The sequence below is a fragment of the Undibacterium sp. KW1 genome, from assembly GCF_009937955.1.
Lineage (GTDB): Bacteria > Pseudomonadota > Gammaproteobacteria > Burkholderiales > Burkholderiaceae_D > Undibacterium.
Map to the genome: position 1 here is coordinate 622,842 of NZ_AP018439.1, position 18,124 is coordinate 640,965.

At 53.1% G+C, this 18,124-nt stretch carries 17 protein-coding genes; 7 read left to right on the plus strand and 10 right to left on the minus strand.

Annotated features, from left to right (window positions below):
- Positions 1-87 precede the first annotated feature (87 nt).
- The gene (locus UNDKW_RS02875; RefSeq protein ID WP_162057491.1) at positions 88-1,092 is read right to left on the minus strand and encodes a BMP family protein; all 1,005 of its coding nucleotides are present in this window, start codon (positions 1,090-1,092) and stop codon (positions 88-90) included.
- Between UNDKW_RS02875 and UNDKW_RS02880 the strand changes: the two genes are divergently transcribed.
- Positions 1,091-1,387: a hypothetical protein gene (locus UNDKW_RS02880; RefSeq protein ID WP_162057492.1), complete on the plus strand. Its 297-nt coding sequence runs from the start codon at positions 1,091-1,093 to the stop codon at positions 1,385-1,387. The genes UNDKW_RS02875 and UNDKW_RS02880 overlap by 2 nt on opposite strands.
- A 17-nt stretch (positions 1,388-1,404) precedes the next feature.
- Here UNDKW_RS02880 and rbsK read toward each other — a convergent pair whose 3' ends face one another.
- On the minus strand, positions 1,405-2,334 hold the full coding sequence (gene rbsK, locus UNDKW_RS02885; protein ID WP_162039649.1) for a ribokinase: 930 nt from the start codon (positions 2,332-2,334) through the stop codon (positions 1,405-1,407).
- Between the two features lie 447 nt (positions 2,335-2,781).
- Positions 2,782-3,150, minus strand: a complete 369-nt coding sequence (locus UNDKW_RS02890; protein WP_162057493.1) for a hypothetical protein — start codon at positions 3,148-3,150, stop codon at positions 2,782-2,784.
- A 215-nt stretch (positions 3,151-3,365) separates the two neighbouring features.
- Here UNDKW_RS02890 and UNDKW_RS02895 point away from each other — a divergent pair, with 215 nt between their 5' ends.
- Positions 3,366-4,058, plus strand: a complete 693-nt coding sequence (locus UNDKW_RS02895; protein WP_162057494.1) for an aspartate/glutamate racemase family protein — start codon at positions 3,366-3,368, stop codon at positions 4,056-4,058.
- A gap of 102 nt (positions 4,059-4,160) precedes the next feature.
- The gene (locus tag UNDKW_RS02900; protein WP_162057495.1) at positions 4,161-4,391 is read left to right on the plus strand and encodes a hypothetical protein; all 231 of its coding nucleotides are present in this window, start codon (positions 4,161-4,163) and stop codon (positions 4,389-4,391) included.
- 53 nt (positions 4,392-4,444) lie between these two features.
- Here the strand turns inward: UNDKW_RS02900 and UNDKW_RS02905 are convergent, their stop codons facing one another.
- The 3 genes from UNDKW_RS02905 to UNDKW_RS02915 form a co-directional block, all read right to left on the minus strand.
- Positions 4,445-4,636: a Thivi_2564 family membrane protein gene (locus UNDKW_RS02905; RefSeq protein ID WP_162057496.1), complete on the minus strand. Its 192-nt coding sequence runs from the start codon at positions 4,634-4,636 to the stop codon at positions 4,445-4,447.
- Positions 4,637-4,735: 99 nt separating this feature from the next.
- Positions 4,736-5,059: a collagen-like protein gene (locus tag UNDKW_RS02910; protein WP_162057497.1), complete on the minus strand. Its 324-nt coding sequence runs from the start codon at positions 5,057-5,059 to the stop codon at positions 4,736-4,738.
- 402 nt (positions 5,060-5,461) lie between these two features.
- Positions 5,462-7,348, minus strand: coding sequence for a hypothetical protein (locus UNDKW_RS02915; protein ID WP_162057498.1), 1,887 nt, complete (start codon positions 7,346-7,348; stop codon positions 5,462-5,464).
- Positions 7,349-7,675: 327 nt separating this feature from the next.
- Between UNDKW_RS02915 and UNDKW_RS02920 the strand changes: the two genes are divergently transcribed.
- Both UNDKW_RS02920 and UNDKW_RS02925 read left to right on the plus strand, forming a co-directional pair.
- Positions 7,676-8,767 carry a PfkB family carbohydrate kinase gene (locus UNDKW_RS02920; protein WP_162057499.1) on the plus strand — a complete coding sequence of 364 codons (1,092 nt, stop codon included), beginning with the start codon at positions 7,676-7,678 and terminating at the stop codon, positions 8,765-8,767.
- A 52-nt stretch (positions 8,768-8,819) separates the two neighbouring features.
- Positions 8,820-9,746 carry a pseudouridine-5'-phosphate glycosidase gene (locus UNDKW_RS02925; protein ID WP_162057500.1) on the plus strand — a complete coding sequence of 309 codons (927 nt, stop codon included), beginning with the start codon at positions 8,820-8,822 and terminating at the stop codon, positions 9,744-9,746.
- A 128-nt stretch (positions 9,747-9,874) separates the two neighbouring features.
- Here UNDKW_RS02925 and UNDKW_RS02930 read toward each other — a convergent pair whose 3' ends face one another.
- The 4 genes from UNDKW_RS02930 to UNDKW_RS02945 all read right to left on the minus strand — a co-directional run bounded on the left by UNDKW_RS02930 (position 9,875) and on the right by UNDKW_RS02945 (position 12,802).
- Positions 9,875-10,783 (minus strand): aspartyl protease family protein, encoded by a 909-nt coding sequence (locus tag UNDKW_RS02930; RefSeq protein ID WP_162057501.1) that lies wholly within the window; start codon positions 10,781-10,783, stop codon positions 9,875-9,877.
- Positions 10,784-10,884: 101 nt separating this feature from the next.
- Positions 10,885-11,403, minus strand: a complete 519-nt coding sequence (locus tag UNDKW_RS02935; RefSeq protein WP_162057502.1) for a hypothetical protein — start codon at positions 11,401-11,403, stop codon at positions 10,885-10,887.
- Positions 11,404-11,486: 83 nt separating this feature from the next.
- Positions 11,487-12,596: a patatin-like phospholipase family protein gene (locus UNDKW_RS02940; RefSeq protein ID WP_162057503.1), complete on the minus strand. Its 1,110-nt coding sequence runs from the start codon at positions 12,594-12,596 to the stop codon at positions 11,487-11,489.
- Between the two features lie 8 nt (positions 12,597-12,604).
- Positions 12,605-12,802, minus strand: coding sequence for a hypothetical protein (locus UNDKW_RS02945; RefSeq protein WP_162057504.1), 198 nt, complete (start codon positions 12,800-12,802; stop codon positions 12,605-12,607).
- A 257-nt stretch (positions 12,803-13,059) separates the two neighbouring features.
- Here UNDKW_RS02945 and UNDKW_RS02950 point away from each other — a divergent pair, with 257 nt between their 5' ends.
- Both UNDKW_RS02950 and UNDKW_RS02955 read left to right on the plus strand, forming a co-directional pair.
- Positions 13,060-16,365, plus strand: a complete 3,306-nt coding sequence (locus tag UNDKW_RS02950; protein WP_162057505.1) for a hypothetical protein — start codon at positions 13,060-13,062, stop codon at positions 16,363-16,365.
- On the plus strand, positions 16,362-18,020 hold the full coding sequence (locus tag UNDKW_RS02955) for an SWIM zinc finger family protein (RefSeq protein ID WP_162057506.1): 1,659 nt from the start codon (positions 16,362-16,364) through the stop codon (positions 18,018-18,020). The genes UNDKW_RS02950 and UNDKW_RS02955 overlap by 4 nt, the downstream gene beginning before the upstream one ends.
- The last annotated feature ends 104 nt before the right edge of the window (positions 18,021-18,124 follow it).

Here is an 18,124-nt window from a genome sequence, read left to right on the forward strand (position 1 = left end):
AAACATCAATCAGGGCGCATCGTATCCATCTCAGACACTCGCGCCCCCTGTCTACAAATAACAAATCTGGTCAATGGCTACCCGGTATCAGACCGGGCACTTATTGCCTTCACGGAAATCAACCACCTTGACCTTGCCATTGATAATGTCTTGCTTGGCCGCGTTGACACGTTTTTCCATATCAGCGCTGACGACGCTGCGGTTATCTTTGTCCAGTGCCCAATCGACGCCGCCTTCTTTCAGGCCCTTGAACTGGGTACCGCTTTTCCAGTTGCCATTTTTTAACTGCATGAAACTGTCATAGATGGCCTGATCCACGCGCTTGACCATGGATGTCAGCATGCTGCCCGGGTGCATGTAGTTCTGGTTGGAATCAACACCAATACCGAGCTTGCCTTTTTCTTTTACCGCTTGCAAAGTACCCATGCCACTACCACCGGCTGCCGCAAAAATCACATCAACGCCGCGTTCAAACTGCGCGCGTGCCAGCTCGCCACCCTTGGCCGGGTCATTCCAGGCTGCCGTGGTCGTACCGACCATGTTCTGTACCACTTCTATCTTGGCTTCGGTCGCTTTTGCACCTTGCGCATAGCCGCAGGCAAAATTGCGTATCAGCGGGATATCCATGCCGCCTACGAAACCAACTTTTTTGGATTTGCTGGCAATCGCTGCTGCCACACCCACCAGGTAAGAACCTTCCTGTTCCTTGAACAGGACGGAGCTGACGTTATCGCCCGTGGCAATACCGTCTATCAGCACAAACTTGGTTTTTGGGAATTCCTTGGCAATATTTTGTACAGCAGTCGCCTGGCCAAAGCCGATGGCCGCGATCAGATCCACATTTTTGCGGGCCAGATTGCGCAAGACTTGCTCAGTCTGGGTGTCGCTGGCGACTTGCACTTCCAGGTAATTCAGTTTGGTTTCTTTCTTGAAACGCTCAGCACCTTCGGATGCAGACTGGTTGAAGGACTTGTCAAACTTGCCGCCTGCGTCATAGATCACTGCAAATTTAAGGTCTGCAGCATAAGCACTGGCCGCGCCGCCGACAGCCATCAGGGTCGCCAGGGACAGGCAGATTTGCTTGAGTTTCATGAAATTTCCTTCATCAGATGTCGTTGTGCTGTTGTGCTCACGAAGAGCATGCAGCGCCCAAATTAAAAACCATGTTTTCTGCTGCCACAGCCTGGGATTTGTAAAAAATCAAGCCAGTCTTGAAAGCCAGTGCAAGCCTAACATGGTGCAGACATTTCGTTTCAGCCACGCGGGCGAAATTTTATCAAAAACAGTGTTCGAGCTGGTGGCCGGGCATGATTTGCTGCCGCTGCCCAATTTTGGTGCCGTTTTTGGCGGCGACCTGGTCGTAATACGTAATTTTTTAGCCTTTTAGCTTCGTCTCTTAGCTTATCAAGCAGCTTTCCTGACCGCCATGAAGTCCAGCACTTGCTGGCGCTGCGGTATGGATGTCTGTGCACCCAGCTTGGTGACAGTCAGTGCTGCCGTGTATTGCGCTTCACGGCTGGCATCAATGACGCTGAGCCCGTTTGCCAGGCCAACCGCAAAGGCGCCGACAAAAGTGTCGCCAGCAGCAGTGGTATCCACCACATCAACCTTGACTGCCGGGATGAACTGGCTGCCTGTGCTTTCAGTGATCAATGCGCCGTGCTCACCCATGGTCAGCAAGACTGTGCCCGTACCACGTTGCAAGATTTGTTCCGAGGCTGCTTTGGCGCTGGCCTGATCGACAACCGTTACACCACTCAATTGCGAAGCTTCAGTTTCATTCAGGATCAGGTAATCAACCTGGGCCAGCAATGCATCGCTCAGGTCTTGTGCCGGGGCCGGGTTCAAAATCACTTTAACACCTTGGGCGCGGGCGATTTCTATCGCGCGGGTAACAGTAGGAAGTGGGGTTTCGAGCTGGCAAACCAGCAATTGCGCACCAGCGATGGTGGCAGTGGCTGCCTCAACCTGGGCCGGGGTCAGTGTCGCATTGGCGCCTGCCGCCAGGACGATGCTATTGTCACCGCCATCTTCTACCAGGATGCCTGCGACACCTGTAGCAACACCCGCTACCCGTGCCAGGTGGCTCAGGTCTATGCCTTCGGCAGCCAGGCAATCATGCGAAAAACTGCCAAAACCATCATCGCCTACTGCGCCGATAAAACTGACCTGCGCGCCCTGGCGGGCAGCGGCTACCGCCTGGTTGGCCCCTTTGCCACCGGGAATCTGACAAAATTCGTGACCATGCAGGGTTTCGCCCAGTGCCGGCATGCGCGGCGTGCGAAAAACCAGATCCATATTGACACTGCCGACTACAGTGATGCGTGGCTTCATGATGCTTGTTCTCGGTAAAAAGTTGTCGCGCAATCGTTTGCGCAATCGATTTCGTATTTAACTATGGAGCCTGTTTAACGTCAAGCGCAATCTGATTTTTTGGTCAAAATTTGTGCAAAATCGCGGCGGGCAGGCAACCATTTTATGAATATTGTTTTCAGTCTGTTTTGCTGGCATCTTCAGCGTAGGAATTTGTTGCATTGCATCAGATCATCGCGCAATGATAAATATCATTATTGCCAGAGAATTTCATCTAATTTGCCAGCGCGGGCTGATTGTGGGGCTGTCGCGGGTGGATGTCAAATTTGGTTAGCCGTGGAGGCAGGGGCTGGGCGCAGGCGTAAATCTGGGTTTGTGCTTCAGGCTTGATCTCAACACCAACAAGCTTTTCACTTTCCAAATAAATCGATTCAGCCAAGGGATACGTCGAAAATTGTGATAAATGGCTCACTTTTGCTCAAGTGCGTCCAACCTGGCTTGTATTATCTTTACCCGTTCCGGATAGCGATCTCCATCGATGCGGCCAAGAATTCGTTTTAATTGCATTGCATCGTAGTTGGCAAAATTGGGTGCCGATAATTTCTCTCGTTCTTCTTTTGCTTTTCCCCGTGGTGAAGTCAAAGCCCCATTCGTGTGACATTCGTCCGTCTCGGCGTATAGTTTCTTCACCCCGAATAGGAAGATAACAATTCCAATCACCACGAAGCCCAGGGCTTCCCATTGACGCCAAGAGTTGGGTTCTGCATGCAAAAAAATAGGTATACACCCAGGCATGTCATCAGTGGACCCAACAGCCACCCGGGCAATTTTTCCCAAGGCAAAAACATGCAGAGCTCTTTCTTAAAGTCCTCGATGATGGTATTGAGTATAGCAAATGCAAATTAAACATTGAACGAAAAAACCTGCGTGCCATTTGGCTAATCTGTGCATAAGCATAAAAAACAATCAAGGTTTTCATTGGCCCACCTTGTACTTTCGCCCATAAACCCGATTTAATCCCCCAATCTATATCAAAACGGGAGAGTTCAACCATGACAGCTCACATAGGCATAGTAGGCTGTTCCGCCGCAGGGGCGGCGCTTTGTTACCGCACCATCTGCGAAGAAGGGGCGGCCTTGATGGGCCCGCATGCCCATCCAGAAGTCAGCATGCATACACCTTCGCTGGCCTTGTACGTGGAATGTCTTGAGCGAGATGACAGGCAAGGCGTGGCTGATCTGATGCTGGTTTCGGCACGCAAACTGGCCGGGGCAGGGGCGGATTTTTTGATATGTCCTGACAATACGATACACCTGGCCTTTGATCTGGTACAGGCGGCTTCGCCCTTGCCCTGGTTGCACATTGCTGAAGAAGTCGCGGCTACTGCGGTGCAGCGCGGCTATCGCCGGGTAGGTATTACAGGAACAGACTGGCTCATGGGCAGTGAAGTTTATCCTGCCGTCTTGCGCAACAAGGGCCTGGATTTTGTCTTGCCAAATGCAAAAGACCGGGCGCGTTTGAACGGCATCATCATGGATGAACTGGTGTGTGGCATCATCAAGCCAGAGAGTGTGGGAGAATTTCTCACTATCATAGACAGACTCAAAGACGCTGGCTGCGATGCGGTAATACTGGGTTGCACAGAATTGCCATTGATCGTTAATGACGACAATTCCAGTCTGCCCACTTTGGACTCCACCCGCCTGCTGGCGCGGGCAGCTTTGCGAAGAGCAATTGCCAGATAGCGGGAAGCAAGACGGCGCTTGCTCAGCCAGCACGCAAGCTCTCAACTGCCGTTTTCCTGGCACTGTTAGAATCGCAGTCCCACGACTTGCATCAACAAATTCATGAGCAACGACACAGGTAATAAATTTCTATCTTTATGCCGGGCAGCCTATAAGCGCCAAGGCATGCGCATATTCTGCGCTGCGGCCATGATCGCGGTGGCTGCCTCTTACCGCAGCAAGCAGTTTGATGTGGATATCATGCTCAAATTGCTGGCGGTCACTGCGGGCTTTTTTCTGGTGGCAGTGGCGATTGAATGGCAGCGCGCGCGAGTCGCACAAAAAAAGGAATAGCAAGAGCAGGGCATGCAATAGCGACTACATGCCAGCACAACGATCGATGAAATCTACCAGCGTAACTGCGGCATATGGATGCCAGGCACTATACCAAAGGCAGACAGCACGATCACGATCAGCAAGACGATGAACAGCACGCGCACCACTTGTGCTACTGGTGCAGGCAAGGGCAGGAAACCAACCAGCCACCAGATCAGACCGAACACAACAAGGTAGATAATAAGATTGACGAGCTGAACCATGATTTACCTTTTAAAAAAACAGCGATGAAGTGACAAGCATAGGTACATCACTGACTCGTGAAACACGCGAAAATGGTGAACATATGCTTGCCTGTGGATTTACTTCTGTGGCAAGACGACGATAGTGTCACCTGGTTTGCCAGGTTCGCCAGTTTTACCTTTTTGACCGTCATAGCCTGGTGCACCTTTTTCACCTGTTGCGCCTTGCATGCCATCGGCGCCCGCAGGGCCTGTGGCTCCTACAGAGGCAGGTGTGCCTGTTGCGCCCGTGGCACCGGTAGCGCCAGTCGCTCCGGGTGCACCGGCAGGGCCGGGTACAGCCACTGGAACTGCAACCGGCACGGCAACTTGTGCAGGTTGACGGTCACAGGCACTGGTCGCCATTACGCCAGCGAGTGTCAAAATCAGGATGGAAATTTTCATGGGGTAGCCTTGGTTGATTAAATATCGGAACTTCATTAGCTTCAAGAGCGAAGCTGACATCCATCTGCATGCAGGCAGCGCCAGCACAGATATCGCAATGCTCACACAGCATGCGCGCAATAAAGCTGCCCATCCGTACGCTGACGAACATACCGGGCTGTTTATTTGACCTATATTGGCGATACCGGTAATACAAAGTGAAGTACAAAACTCTGATTAGCTGCACCGTAAAAGCAATTGCTGTGGCTGGCGGGGATGAAATGGATCCAAGAAATAGCTCAAAGAAGAGAAAAACCGCAGACCTGTAAAGTCTGCGGTTTTTTTTTGTAATGACGATTGCTAATGACGATTGCTAATGACGATTGCTAATGACGATTGCTAATGACTGTTGGCTTAGTCAGCTTACTTGGTTTTTGCCTTCACCTGCGTTTTTGGCAAGGGGTTCAGCTCATTCCAGATATGACTGACAGTCACGGTATTACTCGTGTGGCAGCTAAAGCAATTGGTACCGCCTGCCCAGTTGATGTTCGAGCCCTGATGCACGGTTTCCATCGTGGTATTGGCCAGTCTGCTGGTACCGACCTGGTTGATGGCCGTGGCTGGTGGTTTGTCTGAATCAGGTGCGCGGCCACCCGTGGTCCAGGTTGAACCTATCATCAGGTAATTCTTGCGTACATCGCCTGGTGCCAGTTGTGAAATGACGCTATTGTTGATCGACAACAAGTCAGTATTGGATTCAGGCGGGGTGATGACAGGGCCAGCATGGGTAGGGTCAGCCTGGCGTGGATTCTGGTCGGCTGCCGCGCCCCAGGGTTTCCAGCGTATGGTGTCATTCGGTTTGACTACGCAAGGCTTGGTCGTGTCGGTGCAAGTGATGCTATTGCCGGAAGCCTTGTACAGGGCCTGGTTGAAAGGGCCTGTTGCGCCATCCTGGCTGAACAGCCATTTACCCTTGGTGTTTTGCGGCACCAGTTTCTCTGCGCCGTTCACATCTATGTATTTGTATTCGGCATTTGGCGTATTGTCCATGTGCTCAAAGGTTGCCCAGATCAACTCAGGATTGCCTTTTGCGCTGCCGACCACATGCGCACCGACCAGTGCCAGTTTGGTTTTTTTGTTTTTGACTGCGCCCGGTTTCAGCGATGCTGGCTGGTTGATGCTGACATCTGGTATTTCAGCATCGATGATGATGAATTTCTTTTTGGTTGCTTCATCAAAACCTGTCGTTTCTATCCATGCCAGCTTGACTTCAACAGCCAGCGCTTCTGGGGCTGCCAGGTCACGCAGTCCGGCTTTCTTGGCATAGGCAACCACGTCGGCCAATTCTTGTGCAGTGGTTGGATACATCAGGTTTGCCGGTGCATTCGGTTTTCTCTGCGTCAGGAAGTAGGCGAACAAATCATTCGCGGCTATCGAGTAATACACCAGCGAACCATTTTGTGCGACCAGCACATTGCTGCCACCTGCCTGGCCTATGGTCATATCGACTTCATTACCTGCTGCATCCAGATAAATCAGGCCACCCTTGGCATCCCGCTTGAAGCTTTGCACGATATTGCTGTCGGTACTTGCCGCGGTCAGCAAGGCAGTTTGCTTTTTGGGCAGGCGCGCACGCAGGTTGGCAGCCAGATCAGTTTCTATCTGCTTGCCACCCTTGGCCAACAGGATGACCTTGCCAGTTGCACCTACTTCAGCATGATCTATTTCTACCGTTTTACCAGCCTTGTTGAGCGTGGTTGCCTTGCCACTCGGTGCCAGCTTGGGCGGCAAGACTTCAAACAATTTGCCTGACTTGTCAAATGCCACAGGCAGATTATTCGGCCCCAGTTGCCGCAGCAAAGGGCTGAAGTTCATTGCCTGCCTGGTCAGTTGTGGTATGAAGTTGCGCGCTCCATTGGCGGCTGGTGATACCCCATAGAAAGCTGAAGAAGAGAAGATATGATCGCCACCAGAGAGCCCTTTGGGTGTGGGTGAAGTCAGCCATAAAAACATCTGGTGTGACCATTGATAAAAACTGCATGCCGACGCATCAGCAAAATTCACGCTGTCGGCAGCTTTGACCAGGCCACCGTTGGTAACACCGGCGGGCTCAAACCATTGCGCGAATGGAATTGGCGCCGGCCCACCGGGATTAGCCGGGGTAGAGGTAGTGCAGGTCGGCTTGGCATCCGGCGGCAGGATTTGTGCTTGTGCCAGCGGACACAGGCAAGCCGTAGCCAGTAAAGAAATGCAGGTAGTCAGTTTCACTGCGTGGGCAGGCTTGCGCTGCTTGCGGTCAGACGTGTTCATGGTTTCCCTTTCGTTGGTTTTGTTTTGATGTGTCGGTAGTGTCGGTAGTGATGCGGATTTATCCGGGTACTACCGTAACTTTCAGTGTTGGCTGGGCTGCTGCTGCCCGTTCTCATTCGCACCCTTCATCTGCATTCGAAAGATTATCATTTTTTTATTTAAAATTATAAAAAAGATTAGACTTTATGTTAATTATTGTCATTTTCTGGCCTGCTCTGCGCAACCCAAGCTTGTCGCCGGCATTCAGGTTTAAATTTAAAAACATTTGTCTCATGTTGAAAACAATTGTTTATAATGTGAAGAAATCCCAAACCGTCAGGCAAGAACATGACAGCAACACCATCCAAAAAAGAACAGCTCTACCAGCTCATCGCTGCCCAACCTTTTATCTCGCAGCAAGAGCTGGCAGACCAGCTAGGTTTGTCACGTTCTGCCGTGGCTGGGCATATCGCCGCGCTGATACGAGACAAGCGCTTGCTGGGCCGGGCCTATGTCTTGCCAGACCAGCGACCAGTCGTATGCATAGGCGGGGCAAATATAGACCGCAAATTGCGTACCCTGGGGCCGGTGCAGATGGGTACCTCGAACCCGGTCAGCCAGCATGAAGCTTTTGGCGGTGTCGCCCGCAATATTGCCGAGAACCTGGCACGCCTGGGCATGCCAACACGCCTGTTGTGCGCGGTGGGTGACGATGCCGCCGGGCGTAGCATGCTCGATCATGCGCAATCCGTAGGCATAGATGTCAAAGCCTGTCTGCAGGCGGCTGGAGTGCATAGCGGCAGCTATACTGCCTTGCTCAATGATGAGGGCGACATGGTGCTGGCATTGGCCCACATGGAATGCTGCGATGCCCTGACACCGGATTACCTGCACAGTCGCCAGACCCAGCGCGGCCACGCCGCTTTCACCATCATCGACTTGAATTTACCGACAGATAGCATAGGCTTGTTATTACAAGAAGCGCATCAACAGGCGATGCCGCTGATGGCGGTTGCTGTGTCTGAACCCAAGATGGCACGCCTGCCGCAGGATTTGCATGGCTTGCGCCTGCTGTTATTGAACCAGGGCGAATTCGCAGCTGCTGTCGGACATGGCATTCAAAGCCAGGCAGAACTGGAAGCAGCCTGCAAACAATTGCAGCAGCGTGGCGTGCAGGACATCATCGTCACCAAGGGCGTGGCAGGCGTAACTTTTACTGGCAGCAGTGGCATGCAGCACATGCCTGCGCCATCAGCCAGTGTGCGCGATGCCACAGGTGCGGGCGATGCCTTTGCCGCAGGCGTAGCCTGGTCTTTGTGTAGCCAGCCAGACGATCTGCGCCTGGCCTGTGAATATGGTTTGAAGCTGGCGAAACTGACGCTGGAAAGCGATGCGACAGTGGCGGCAACGATCAGCCCGACTATTTTTGAAGAAGCTTAATAAATAACAATAAATACGCGACTTATCCTGTATTTCTAAAAAAGGAAACATCATGCAATCTTATCTGGTCTTATCCGACGAAGTCCGTGCTGCCCGCCTGGCGGCCAAGCCTGTGGTGGCACTCGAATCCACCATCATTTCACATGGCATGCCTTATCCACAAAATGTGCAGACTGCACGTGAACTGGAACAAATCATCCGCGATGGCGGCGCCGTGCCAGCCACCATCGCCATCATGAATGGCAAAATCCATATAGGCTTGAATGACGAAGAACTGGAGCTGCTGGGCAATTCGCCCGACGCCATGAAAGTCAGCCGCCGCGACCTGGCTTATGCACTGACCAATAACAAACTCGGTGCAACGACAGTAGCCGCCACCATGATCTGCGCCGCGCTGGCAGGCATAGAAGTGTTTGTCACCGGCGGCATAGGCGGCGTACATCGCGGTGCTGAAACCAGTTTCGATATTTCTGCTGATTTGCAAGAGCTGGCCCGCACCTCGGTTGCCGTGGTTTGTGCCGGTGCCAAATCCATACTCGACATAGGCCTGACGCTGGAATATCTTGAGACCCATGGCGTGCCAGTCGTTAGCGTAGGCCAGCCAGCCTTCCCGGCTTTCTTTACCGCCGACAGCGGTTACAAGGCAGACTTCCAGCTCGACACGGCAGAACAACAGGCAGAATTCATCCACGCCAAATGGAACCTGGGATTAAACGGCGGTATCGTCATTGCCAATCCGGTGCCGGTAGAATCAGCCATGCCCAAGGAAGAGATAGAATCCATCACCCAAAAAGCACTGCAACTGGCAGATGAGATGGACATCACCGGCAAGGCCATCACACCTTTCCTGCTGAACCGCATCAAACAAATGACAGAAGGCCGCAGCCTGGAAACCAATATTGCGCTGGTCAAAAACAATGCAGTCGTCGGCACGCAATTGGCGCTGGCCTTGCATCACTTGCGCAAGCGTACGGTGTAAAATTTTATAGTGTGCGCCGTGCGCACCATGTCAATTCCTGGTAATGGCTGCAGTCCTGAAGCTTGTGCTGCGTCGATGATGTTGACATGATGTGGGCAGGGGGCCAGCTTGTTTTAAAAAACGGGGCTTCATTGCCCTGTCGTACAAGCCAGCCCTATCTGTTCATCGAGTCGCTTGTTGATCGTGATGCTGCAAAAACGCAATATGCTCATGCCTATCAGGGCTTTTTCATCCGGCTTGTCGCCGTGCTTGATGGTCTTTAACAGCACGACTTCCGGCAGGGTGAATTTTGCACCGCCAAAATCCAGCCTGGTGGGGCTAGTGTCTTTCTGTCCCTTGCCGCAGCCCGCAACACCGCGCACTACACAATCGTCTTCTGTTAAGGGACGACCCAGGTAGGCCGCTTCAAACTTACTGCTGCCTGCGCCCGTGTCTATCATGCCCCAGACGGCGTCTTTGCCCTCTGCCGCGATCTGGGTAAACAGTTTGTTTTTCTTGAACCAGTAGGCCGTGCTGGTCTTATCCAGAGTGAAGGGGCTATTGGCGGGATTGACTGTCCAGCGTTTCTGGCTGAAGTCCAGTTTGATGGGCTTGTCGAAAACCAGCTGGGGAGAAATCATGCCTGCCACGCCTAACTTGGCGAGATCAGGATTGTCGGGGATGATGACCACCGTTTTCAAGTCTATATTCTGACCAGCCAGGGTCGCCTGCAAGACAGGTTGCATCTTGATGGGGACAGGGGTGCCCGCATGGTCTTTACCTGTGGCGACCACGGGTAGCCTGGCAGGGTCCAGGCCCAGCAGGCTGGCGGTGCTTTCGGTGATGACCTGGTTGCTGGAACCGGTATCGACCATCATCTTGATCGTCTTGTCGGCGACCTGTAATTCAACCGTGAAAAATGAAGCACGTTCATCCCAGTTCAAGGGAATGTTCAAGACCTTGTCCAGTGGTTCTGCGGCGGTGGCGGGCAGGCTGGCGAGTGCAGCGAAGATGGCAGAGCAGGCAAGCAAACTGAAAGAGGCTGGAAACAGCTTCATGGTGTGGTCCCCTGGAAAAAGTATGAGCCTGCTTTGACTTCAGGGGATCAGAAAGGTTCAGTGGCACTTGATCATGAATGCCGCCACAACCGGCGGCAGTGTCAGCTATTATCAAACTGCGGGTATTTGGCTCCTTCAAGCATGTCTGCTACTGAGCAATTCACGCCAGGCAATTTGTGCCAGCTTGGCTCGCCCTTGCTGGTTTGCATCATGTTTGCCCAGTGCAGGGTCGTGTTATCAGACGAGGTTGCCATCTGCATCTGGAATACCCATTGCTCTTCGAGTTTGCTCATGTGACCAAAACCGGTCACGGTACCCTGAAAGCGCTTGCTGCCAATAAAGCTGATTTGCACCTGGCCATTCGCTGTCACTGTACCCACCATGCTGCGCTGTTGCGGTGATTGCGTCCTGCCGCTGGATTCTGGATCAAACATCAGGGCCGACGATACGCCCCAAAAATAACCGTTCTTATAGCCAGAGATATGCCAGACAGTCTGGTCACCCGTCCAGCTCAATACATTGTCGCTGCTTGAAAACTGCAATGCTGGCAGGTCAGGGTAAGTGACATACCAGTAGGTATCCGCCAGAAAATCCCAGGTAGTGCGATTGCTTGCAGACATGCTTGACTCCTTTGTTTGGTTGGAGACAAATTAAGAAACTGTTGTGGGCAATATGCCAGGGTAAATCATTTAAAACAGCTTGCTTACTCTTCCTGCGGCAACTCATGAATCACCAGCCCCGCATGGGGTGGTAAAGGTTTTTGCCACGACTTGTGGCGCAAGGCGCGTTTGCAGTCGTGGATACCGGCGGCCCAGCGGGCTTCCATGGTAGCCATGCTGAAATCGACATCCTTGAAATAATTGTCGTCCGGCAGTGCCTTCATGATCAGGTGGACGACGTTGATGGTATGGTCGCAGCCCATTTCCATCAGCGGCTTCAACTCTTCTTTTTTACGTTCTGATGCTGGCAGATGTTCAGTCAGTGTGCGTATGGCGCGCTGCAGGTCTTGTATGCGCTGGTAGATCAGCAACTGCTCTGCCGAACGGCTTGCATACTGTATGCTTTTATAGCGCGTCATGGCCGCAGAGATCGATTCTGGACGGGTCTCTGACGGGTCCCACAGATCAATCATGAAGCACAGCGCATCTGCTTTTCTTTCTTCATCCAGAAAGACATCAAGCGGTGTATTGGAATACACACCACCGTCCCAATAGGCACGATCGCCTATCTTGACTGGCGCAAAACCGGGTGGCAGGGCGCCGCTGGCCATGATGTGTTCAGGCCCCAGACGACCACGCTTGCTGTCAAACACCACGCCCTGGCCGCTGTCGATATCCACTGCGCAAATGCTGACGCGTATCGGGCCATCGTTGAGGTAATCAAAATCCACATATTTTTCCAGCGTGGCCTTGAGGGGGGATGTGTCGTAAAAACCTGCTTCTTCTATAGGTACCCTGGCATTGATATCCCAGGCTGCACCAAAGCGCGGCTTGAAAAAACCATTGACACCCTGAGTGATGGCGTTAAGAGTATTGAGGTTATTGGTCAGGTTCATCCATGGTGAGAAGGTCGGCCAGAAGCTGCCACGGCTGACGGCGTCGGGTGCCAGGCTGTCCCAGAAAGCACGGAGTTGGGTGAGACGCGTTTCAGGTGGGTTACCGGCAATCAGCGCACTGTTGATGGCACCTATGGAGGTACCTATGATCCAGTCCAGTGGCGTGTGTGCCTCATACAATTGCTGGTACACGCCTGCCTGATAGGCACCCAGGGCACCGCCACCCTGCAAAATCAATACGGTATCTTGATGACTCATGTGCGGTTTCAGATGAATCCGCCGAGTTGCACCAGCTTGTGCTCCTCGCCATCATGGGTGACCGAAATCAGATCAACCTGGAAAGGGGCATTCAATTCATGGCGCAAATGTGCGCCCTGGCTGACGGCAGCCATAAAATCATCTCCCGCTTCTGTGGATTTGACGATTTCTTTTTGTTCATTGCGGCTGATCAGGCGGTAGTGCATAAGTTCCTCGCGGAAAGAATAAAGTGAGTCTGGAATAATTCTGAAATGATGCCAGGATGAGGCTTGCCGGGCTATTCTAGCACGCAGTTTTTGATGGCATGTGACAGCATGTAAAAAGCAAAAAACCATCTTTTGTAGCTAAACGTAAGTGTGCATGTTCAGAAAAATAAACGATGTCATAATGCTTCGCTTTATGATGCCGGAAAAGCGGATTGATACTTGCGGTTCCGGCAGGTGACATTTTCCGGAGCATGGCTATGCAAGGCATGATTAAAATGGTGAAGCTGGTTCGCACATCGCCCACAGAGCGGCATTGCGAAATCGAGTTGTCACAGGCACCGCAGGGTGAGGGTGCGACCCCCTTATATCTGGTGAATGTGCGTGAAGGTCATCCTGATGCTGAATGGCAGGAAAGCACGAGGACCCCTTTCCCTGTCGCCCTGGGTCAGGCGCAAGTTTTGTATGCCCAGGTGTTAGCCAGCAAGCTCGAACAGGGTTTCGTGGATACATCTGTACCTCCATCCATTCCAGTTACTCCAGCAGCACAGGACCAGGTCAAGGCTGATGCCATGCAATGGGGCCACTCGTCGCAAACCCTGGTGCAAAAAATCAGTAAACCAGCCTCTGTATCCGGACAAGAAAAAATCCTGCTTGATCGCCTGCCGCCGCGCGCCTGGTCTGGTATGTCCAGGGCAGAGCGTACCCGCACTGTCTGGCGCATAGGCGAGCGCCGCCTGTCTGCCGCCGTGCCACGCCTGGTAGAACTATTGGGCAGCGCCGATGCCATGCTTGATTATTGCGTCGCCTATGCCATAGGGCGTTGCGGTGATGCCGGTGCCAAACAGGCCATGCATGAGCTGAGCCAGCGTTCCAAAGACGCGCATGTCAACCACATGGCGCGGCAAGCTTGGCTGGCATTGGCGACACCAGAAGAAGCACAGCAGTTTGCCCAGGATATGATCACGCAATGGCCAATAGAGCTGCTTGCGGCCTGGCAAAAGGCGCAGCAGGCAAGGGACTTGCAAAAAGGCATGGATGAAGTCCTGCTGGCCTTGCTGTCTGCCAAGTCATGGGGTGCTTGGCGTCATGATGACTGGCTGGAGCAACTGGACATGATAGACCAGGCAGGCATTTCTTCACTGGCGCGGCATTTGCTGTTGCAGCAGTTGCGCAACCTGCCAGTGAATCTGCTGGTGTTCCGCGCCTTCCGCCATTTGTACAAAACTGCAGAATTCCGCGCCGATGCAGAACTGTTCGGCATCCTGCATCAGCGCTTTGAAAAAGCCTGGCCTTTGTTTTTGCTCAGTTCCAATACCAGCTATGTATATCTGGAAAGACGTTACGTCAGTTATGCCGACGAAGTCAAAAAAACGAATACCCGGGTCGCCTATTCCAGCCTGACCCGTGATTACCTGCGCCGCCGCACCTGGCGCACATTGCGCCGCCTGGGCGAGCTGGAAAGTGCCGATTTCACCAGCATGGCAACGGGAGTATTGCTGGCCTGCGATGATGCCCATGCTGACAAGGCACACATACAAAGACTGGTTAACTGGAATTACCAAAGCCGTTCTTACACGACAGAACTGCGCTTTCTTTCACCCTATGCCAGCTGGATGGTATTCAACCAGCTTGTGCACCAGCATGATAGCGACGTCAAGACCAGCCGTACCGCACTCAAATGGTGGATACCCGCAACGACAGATAATCTCGATTATCCACCGCGCACGAAACGGCAGGAAGCTTTCCCAAAACTATGGGATGCCGTACCAGAAAAATTGCTCTATCTGATGCAACACAGCCAGTGCCTGGGCGTACATGTATTTGCTGCCCGTGCCCTGGTGGATAACCAGGCTTACTGCCAACAATTGAGTGTGGAGCAGTTGCAGGGCTTGCTGCAAAGCGCCTATCTGCCGACCAAAGAATTTGCTTTTACCATCGTCAAGCAACGTTTTGCACAGCAAACGCCAGACCTTAACTGGCTGATGATTTTGCTGGCAACGGATTATCAGCCTGCTGCTGATTTTGCGCTGGGCTTTATCCGCAAGACGCCAGAGCTGTATGCGCAAGACGCTGGCCTGATCGTGGCGATGATCACCAGCCCGTCACAAGGCGTGCGCGAAACTTGCCGTTTGCTGGCGCATGCTACAACTGCTGCGACACGGCTGCTAATCTTGAGCCGCCTGTCCATCTGGGCAAGGCAGACCACCATGGCGGCAAACCAGATCGACACTTTGCGGGATGACTTGCAATGGCTGATCCAGCATGTGCTGGCAGAACAAGTCGCGCAATTGCCAGACCAGGATATTGCCTTCTGGTGTGATCTGCTGCAGTCAACGAACTTCTGGCAACAGGCGCTGGCGACCGATATCTTGCTGGCCCACCCGGCTGGCATCGCCCATGTTTCGCCGCTGACACTACGTGATTTATTGCAGGACGCTGATCCCGGCAGGCAAAGCCTGGGCAGCCGTTTGTTTGCGGCCTTGCCCGCCGACGTATTGCGCCAGCAGCCTGATCTGGTCGCGACCCTCGCAACAGCGCTGGATGCGCGTGTGCGGGCGGCCATGACACCGGTGATTACCCAGCTCGCTACAGATGCGACTTTTTCTGGAAAATTGCTGGCACACTTTATCGACGTCATCTTCCGTAGCGATAATACTGATGGTGAAGAGAGCGTACATGCCGACATCATCAACTGGTGCAGTGGCCCTTTGCTCACAGCAATAATGGCGCAGCCTGCGGATATGCAATGGCGTTTGTTGCAGGCCCGCAGCAAGGGGGCGCAAGAATTGGGTGCCATGCTGTTGATACAGGCAAGCGGCACATTGGCTGCCAGCCTCAGCGTCCTGCAATGGGCCTTGCTGGGCAGGCACGCCGTCTTGCAAGTGCGGCTGCGTGCCCAGCATTACTTCAACCAGCATGTGCCTGAAGTGCGCGCCAGCCTCAACGATGCACTGCGCATACTCGATACCCGCTGGCCAGAAACCCGCTCTTTTGCGGCTGACTATTTTGCCCGCAATATCAGTGCTGACGAATGGTCGCTGGCCCAGTTGCTGGCTTTATGTGACCATCAGCAAGCTGCCATACAAAGACTGGGCAGGCAATTGATTACCCGCCATTTCCGTATGGAAGACGCCGCCGAATATGTATTGAGCCTCGCCCAGCATCCATCAGCCAACATGCAATTATTTGTCAGCCAGTGGCTGGAGCAAAGTGTGCAGGCATATGATGATATGCAGGCAGCACTTCATCATCTTCAGCAACTGCGCCCTTATTTTCTCAGTGTGCTGTCACATGTGAACAAGGCGCGCACGGTCAAGAACCGCGTGATCCGTTTCCTGCAGGATCAGGGTTTGCTGTCTGAAGCACATGCGCAATTTGTCGCACAGATTTTCACGCGTCAGGTATTGACCGTAGCGATACAGGACAAGGCGCAATACATTCTGGGCCTGACGCAATTGCAGGCAGCGTATCCGGCACTGGCTGAATCAGCCGACTGGCCCATGCAGCTCGTTGCTCCACGCCTGCATCAAGATATAGCCACCATTTCTGCGGAGTCTGTATGAAGTTTGAATACCGCTATTTTGGCAATAGCCAGGTGAATGACAGCGCCACTGCCACCAGCTTGCAGTTCGCGCCTGACACTTTGCGCACACCCACGTATTTTTCCGCCACCCTGCAACCCACGCTGGCGCTGGCTTACCGCGAAGCGATCAGTGCCATGCATGATGTGGTGGTGTCTGATCTGCGCACCCAGCCCAAGGACAGGACGGCTTACTTCGCCTGGCTGGCAGAGAATGAGGCCAGCCTGCTGGCAGATTTCATGGCACAGGAAAAAGAGCTGCGCGAAAAGATCACGCCGCTCCGTGCAGAACTGACCAAGGTGCAGAATCAAAAATATAGCCTCATGCAACCTTTCTACAAGGCGCAGCGCGAATACTTTGATTACCTGTACAAAGAAAACCGCGACATGTGGATCGTCCTTGACCCTGTCATCACCGTGCATCCCGACAAGGTGTTCTTTGAATGCTTCAGCCGTGATGAATCAACTTATGCCAGCCTGAGTTGTCGCCACAGTGTATTCAAACATCTGGGTGAATTTGCCTGCGGTACTACGAATATTGATTATTCGTCTGCGCTGTATGAAGAGTTCCAAAAGATACGCGCCTATAAAGAAACCCGTTTTGAAATCCAGGCCGATGGCTTCCAGGTGCAAACCGGTCATGACGAGCAATACCATGAGGCCAAGATAGACTTGCCAGACAGCTGGATGCGCGGTTTTTTGCAAGTCAGCACTGCTATGTCCATGCCTGCCCACAAGCTCGATTTGCACCCCATGGATGTGCATAGCATCTGCCACATCCTGCGCCGCAAGACTGAGCGGGTAGGGCCGCGCTCGATACGCTTCATCCTTGAGCCGGGTAAGCCCATCACCATGCTGTTTGAGCCATGGGGTATCAAGCTGGTATGTCAGCGTTCTGTCTTTACCGGCAAAGAGGCCGCAGAGGTCAGGATATGGGGCCGCCGTCGCTTGCTGACACTGGAACGCCTGATCGCAGTCGCCGACAAGTTCAGCGTCATGCTCATGGGAACAGGTTTGCCCAGCTTCTGGATCGCCCATCTGCCTGACATGGATTACACCCTGGGCTTATCTGGCTGGACAGCCAATGACTGGTCACGCGCCGGGCAATTTGATTTGCTGGCACCGCGCCTTGATGTTGATGACACGACGGCACAAGCCGTGGCACATGCCTTGTCTTCGCAATGGTCAGCCAGCACCGCCAGCCTGGCGCAGCAATTGCAACTCGACAGCAAACTCGTGGCATCTGCCTTGACCGGCCTCATGCAGGCAGGCCGCGTCGTCTATGACGCGGTGGATCAGCTAGCCCGCTGGCGCGACCTGGTGCGCGAACCCATCAATGTTGCCAGCCTGCGCTTTGCCAGTGAACGTGAAGCGCTGGCCGCACAACTCGTGCATAAAAACCTTTTGCTTGATTTGCAGTCTGCCCGCGTCGCCGGTGGTGGCATCGAATGGAAAGCCAGTGTCAGCGCGAGTATCACGAATACCAAGAAACTCAGCAAGACCATGATCAGGCTGGACAACGATGACAGGCTGGTCGAAGGCAATTGCAGTTGCGATTACTACGTGCGCAACCGTATGTTCCGTGGGCCTTGTGAACATATGCTGGCTATCAGGCAAGTAGCCAATAGCAAGCAGTGATGACAAGCAGTGAGAGACCCAGCATTACAAGTTTTTACATCGTAGTTATTTACAGGAGGTGAGCAGGACATTAGAATAGATTTTGGCAGGAAGGCTCTTGCAAT

Excerpts from the sequence above, each read along its gene's own strand:
- UNDKW_RS02880 (WP_162057492.1), top strand. The coding sequence starts at position 1,091 with ATGAAATTTCCTTCATCAGATGTCGTTGTGCTGTTGTGCTCACGAAGA.
- UNDKW_RS02875 (WP_162057491.1), bottom strand. The coding sequence starts at position 1,092 with ATGAAACTCAAGCAAATCTGCCTGTCCCTGGCGACCCTGATGGCTGTC.
- rbsK (WP_162039649.1), bottom strand. The coding sequence starts at position 2,334 with ATGAAGCCACGCATCACTGTAGTCGGCAGTGTCAATATGGATCTGGTT.
- UNDKW_RS02895 (WP_162057494.1), top strand. The coding sequence starts at position 3,366 with ATGACAGCTCACATAGGCATAGTAGGCTGTTCCGCCGCAGGGGCGGCG.
- UNDKW_RS02900 (WP_162057495.1), top strand. The coding sequence starts at position 4,161 with ATGAGCAACGACACAGGTAATAAATTTCTATCTTTATGCCGGGCAGCC.
- UNDKW_RS02905 (WP_162057496.1), bottom strand. The coding sequence starts at position 4,636 with ATGGTTCAGCTCGTCAATCTTATTATCTACCTTGTTGTGTTCGGTCTG.
- UNDKW_RS02910 (WP_162057497.1), bottom strand. The coding sequence starts at position 5,059 with ATGAAAATTTCCATCCTGATTTTGACACTCGCTGGCGTAATGGCGACC.
- UNDKW_RS02915 (WP_162057498.1), bottom strand. The coding sequence starts at position 7,348 with ATGAACACGTCTGACCGCAAGCAGCGCAAGCCTGCCCACGCAGTGAAA.
- UNDKW_RS02920 (WP_162057499.1), top strand. The coding sequence starts at position 7,676 with ATGACAGCAACACCATCCAAAAAAGAACAGCTCTACCAGCTCATCGCT.
- UNDKW_RS02925 (WP_162057500.1), top strand. The coding sequence starts at position 8,820 with ATGCAATCTTATCTGGTCTTATCCGACGAAGTCCGTGCTGCCCGCCTG.
- UNDKW_RS02930 (WP_162057501.1), bottom strand. The coding sequence starts at position 10,783 with ATGAAGCTGTTTCCAGCCTCTTTCAGTTTGCTTGCCTGCTCTGCCATC.
- UNDKW_RS02935 (WP_162057502.1), bottom strand. The coding sequence starts at position 11,403 with ATGTCTGCAAGCAATCGCACTACCTGGGATTTTCTGGCGGATACCTAC.
- UNDKW_RS02940 (WP_162057503.1), bottom strand. The coding sequence starts at position 12,596 with ATGAGTCATCAAGATACCGTATTGATTTTGCAGGGTGGCGGTGCCCTG.
- UNDKW_RS02945 (WP_162057504.1), bottom strand. The coding sequence starts at position 12,802 with ATGCACTACCGCCTGATCAGCCGCAATGAACAAAAAGAAATCGTCAAA.
- UNDKW_RS02950 (WP_162057505.1), top strand. The coding sequence starts at position 13,060 with ATGCAAGGCATGATTAAAATGGTGAAGCTGGTTCGCACATCGCCCACA.
- UNDKW_RS02955 (WP_162057506.1), top strand. The coding sequence starts at position 16,362 with ATGAAGTTTGAATACCGCTATTTTGGCAATAGCCAGGTGAATGACAGC.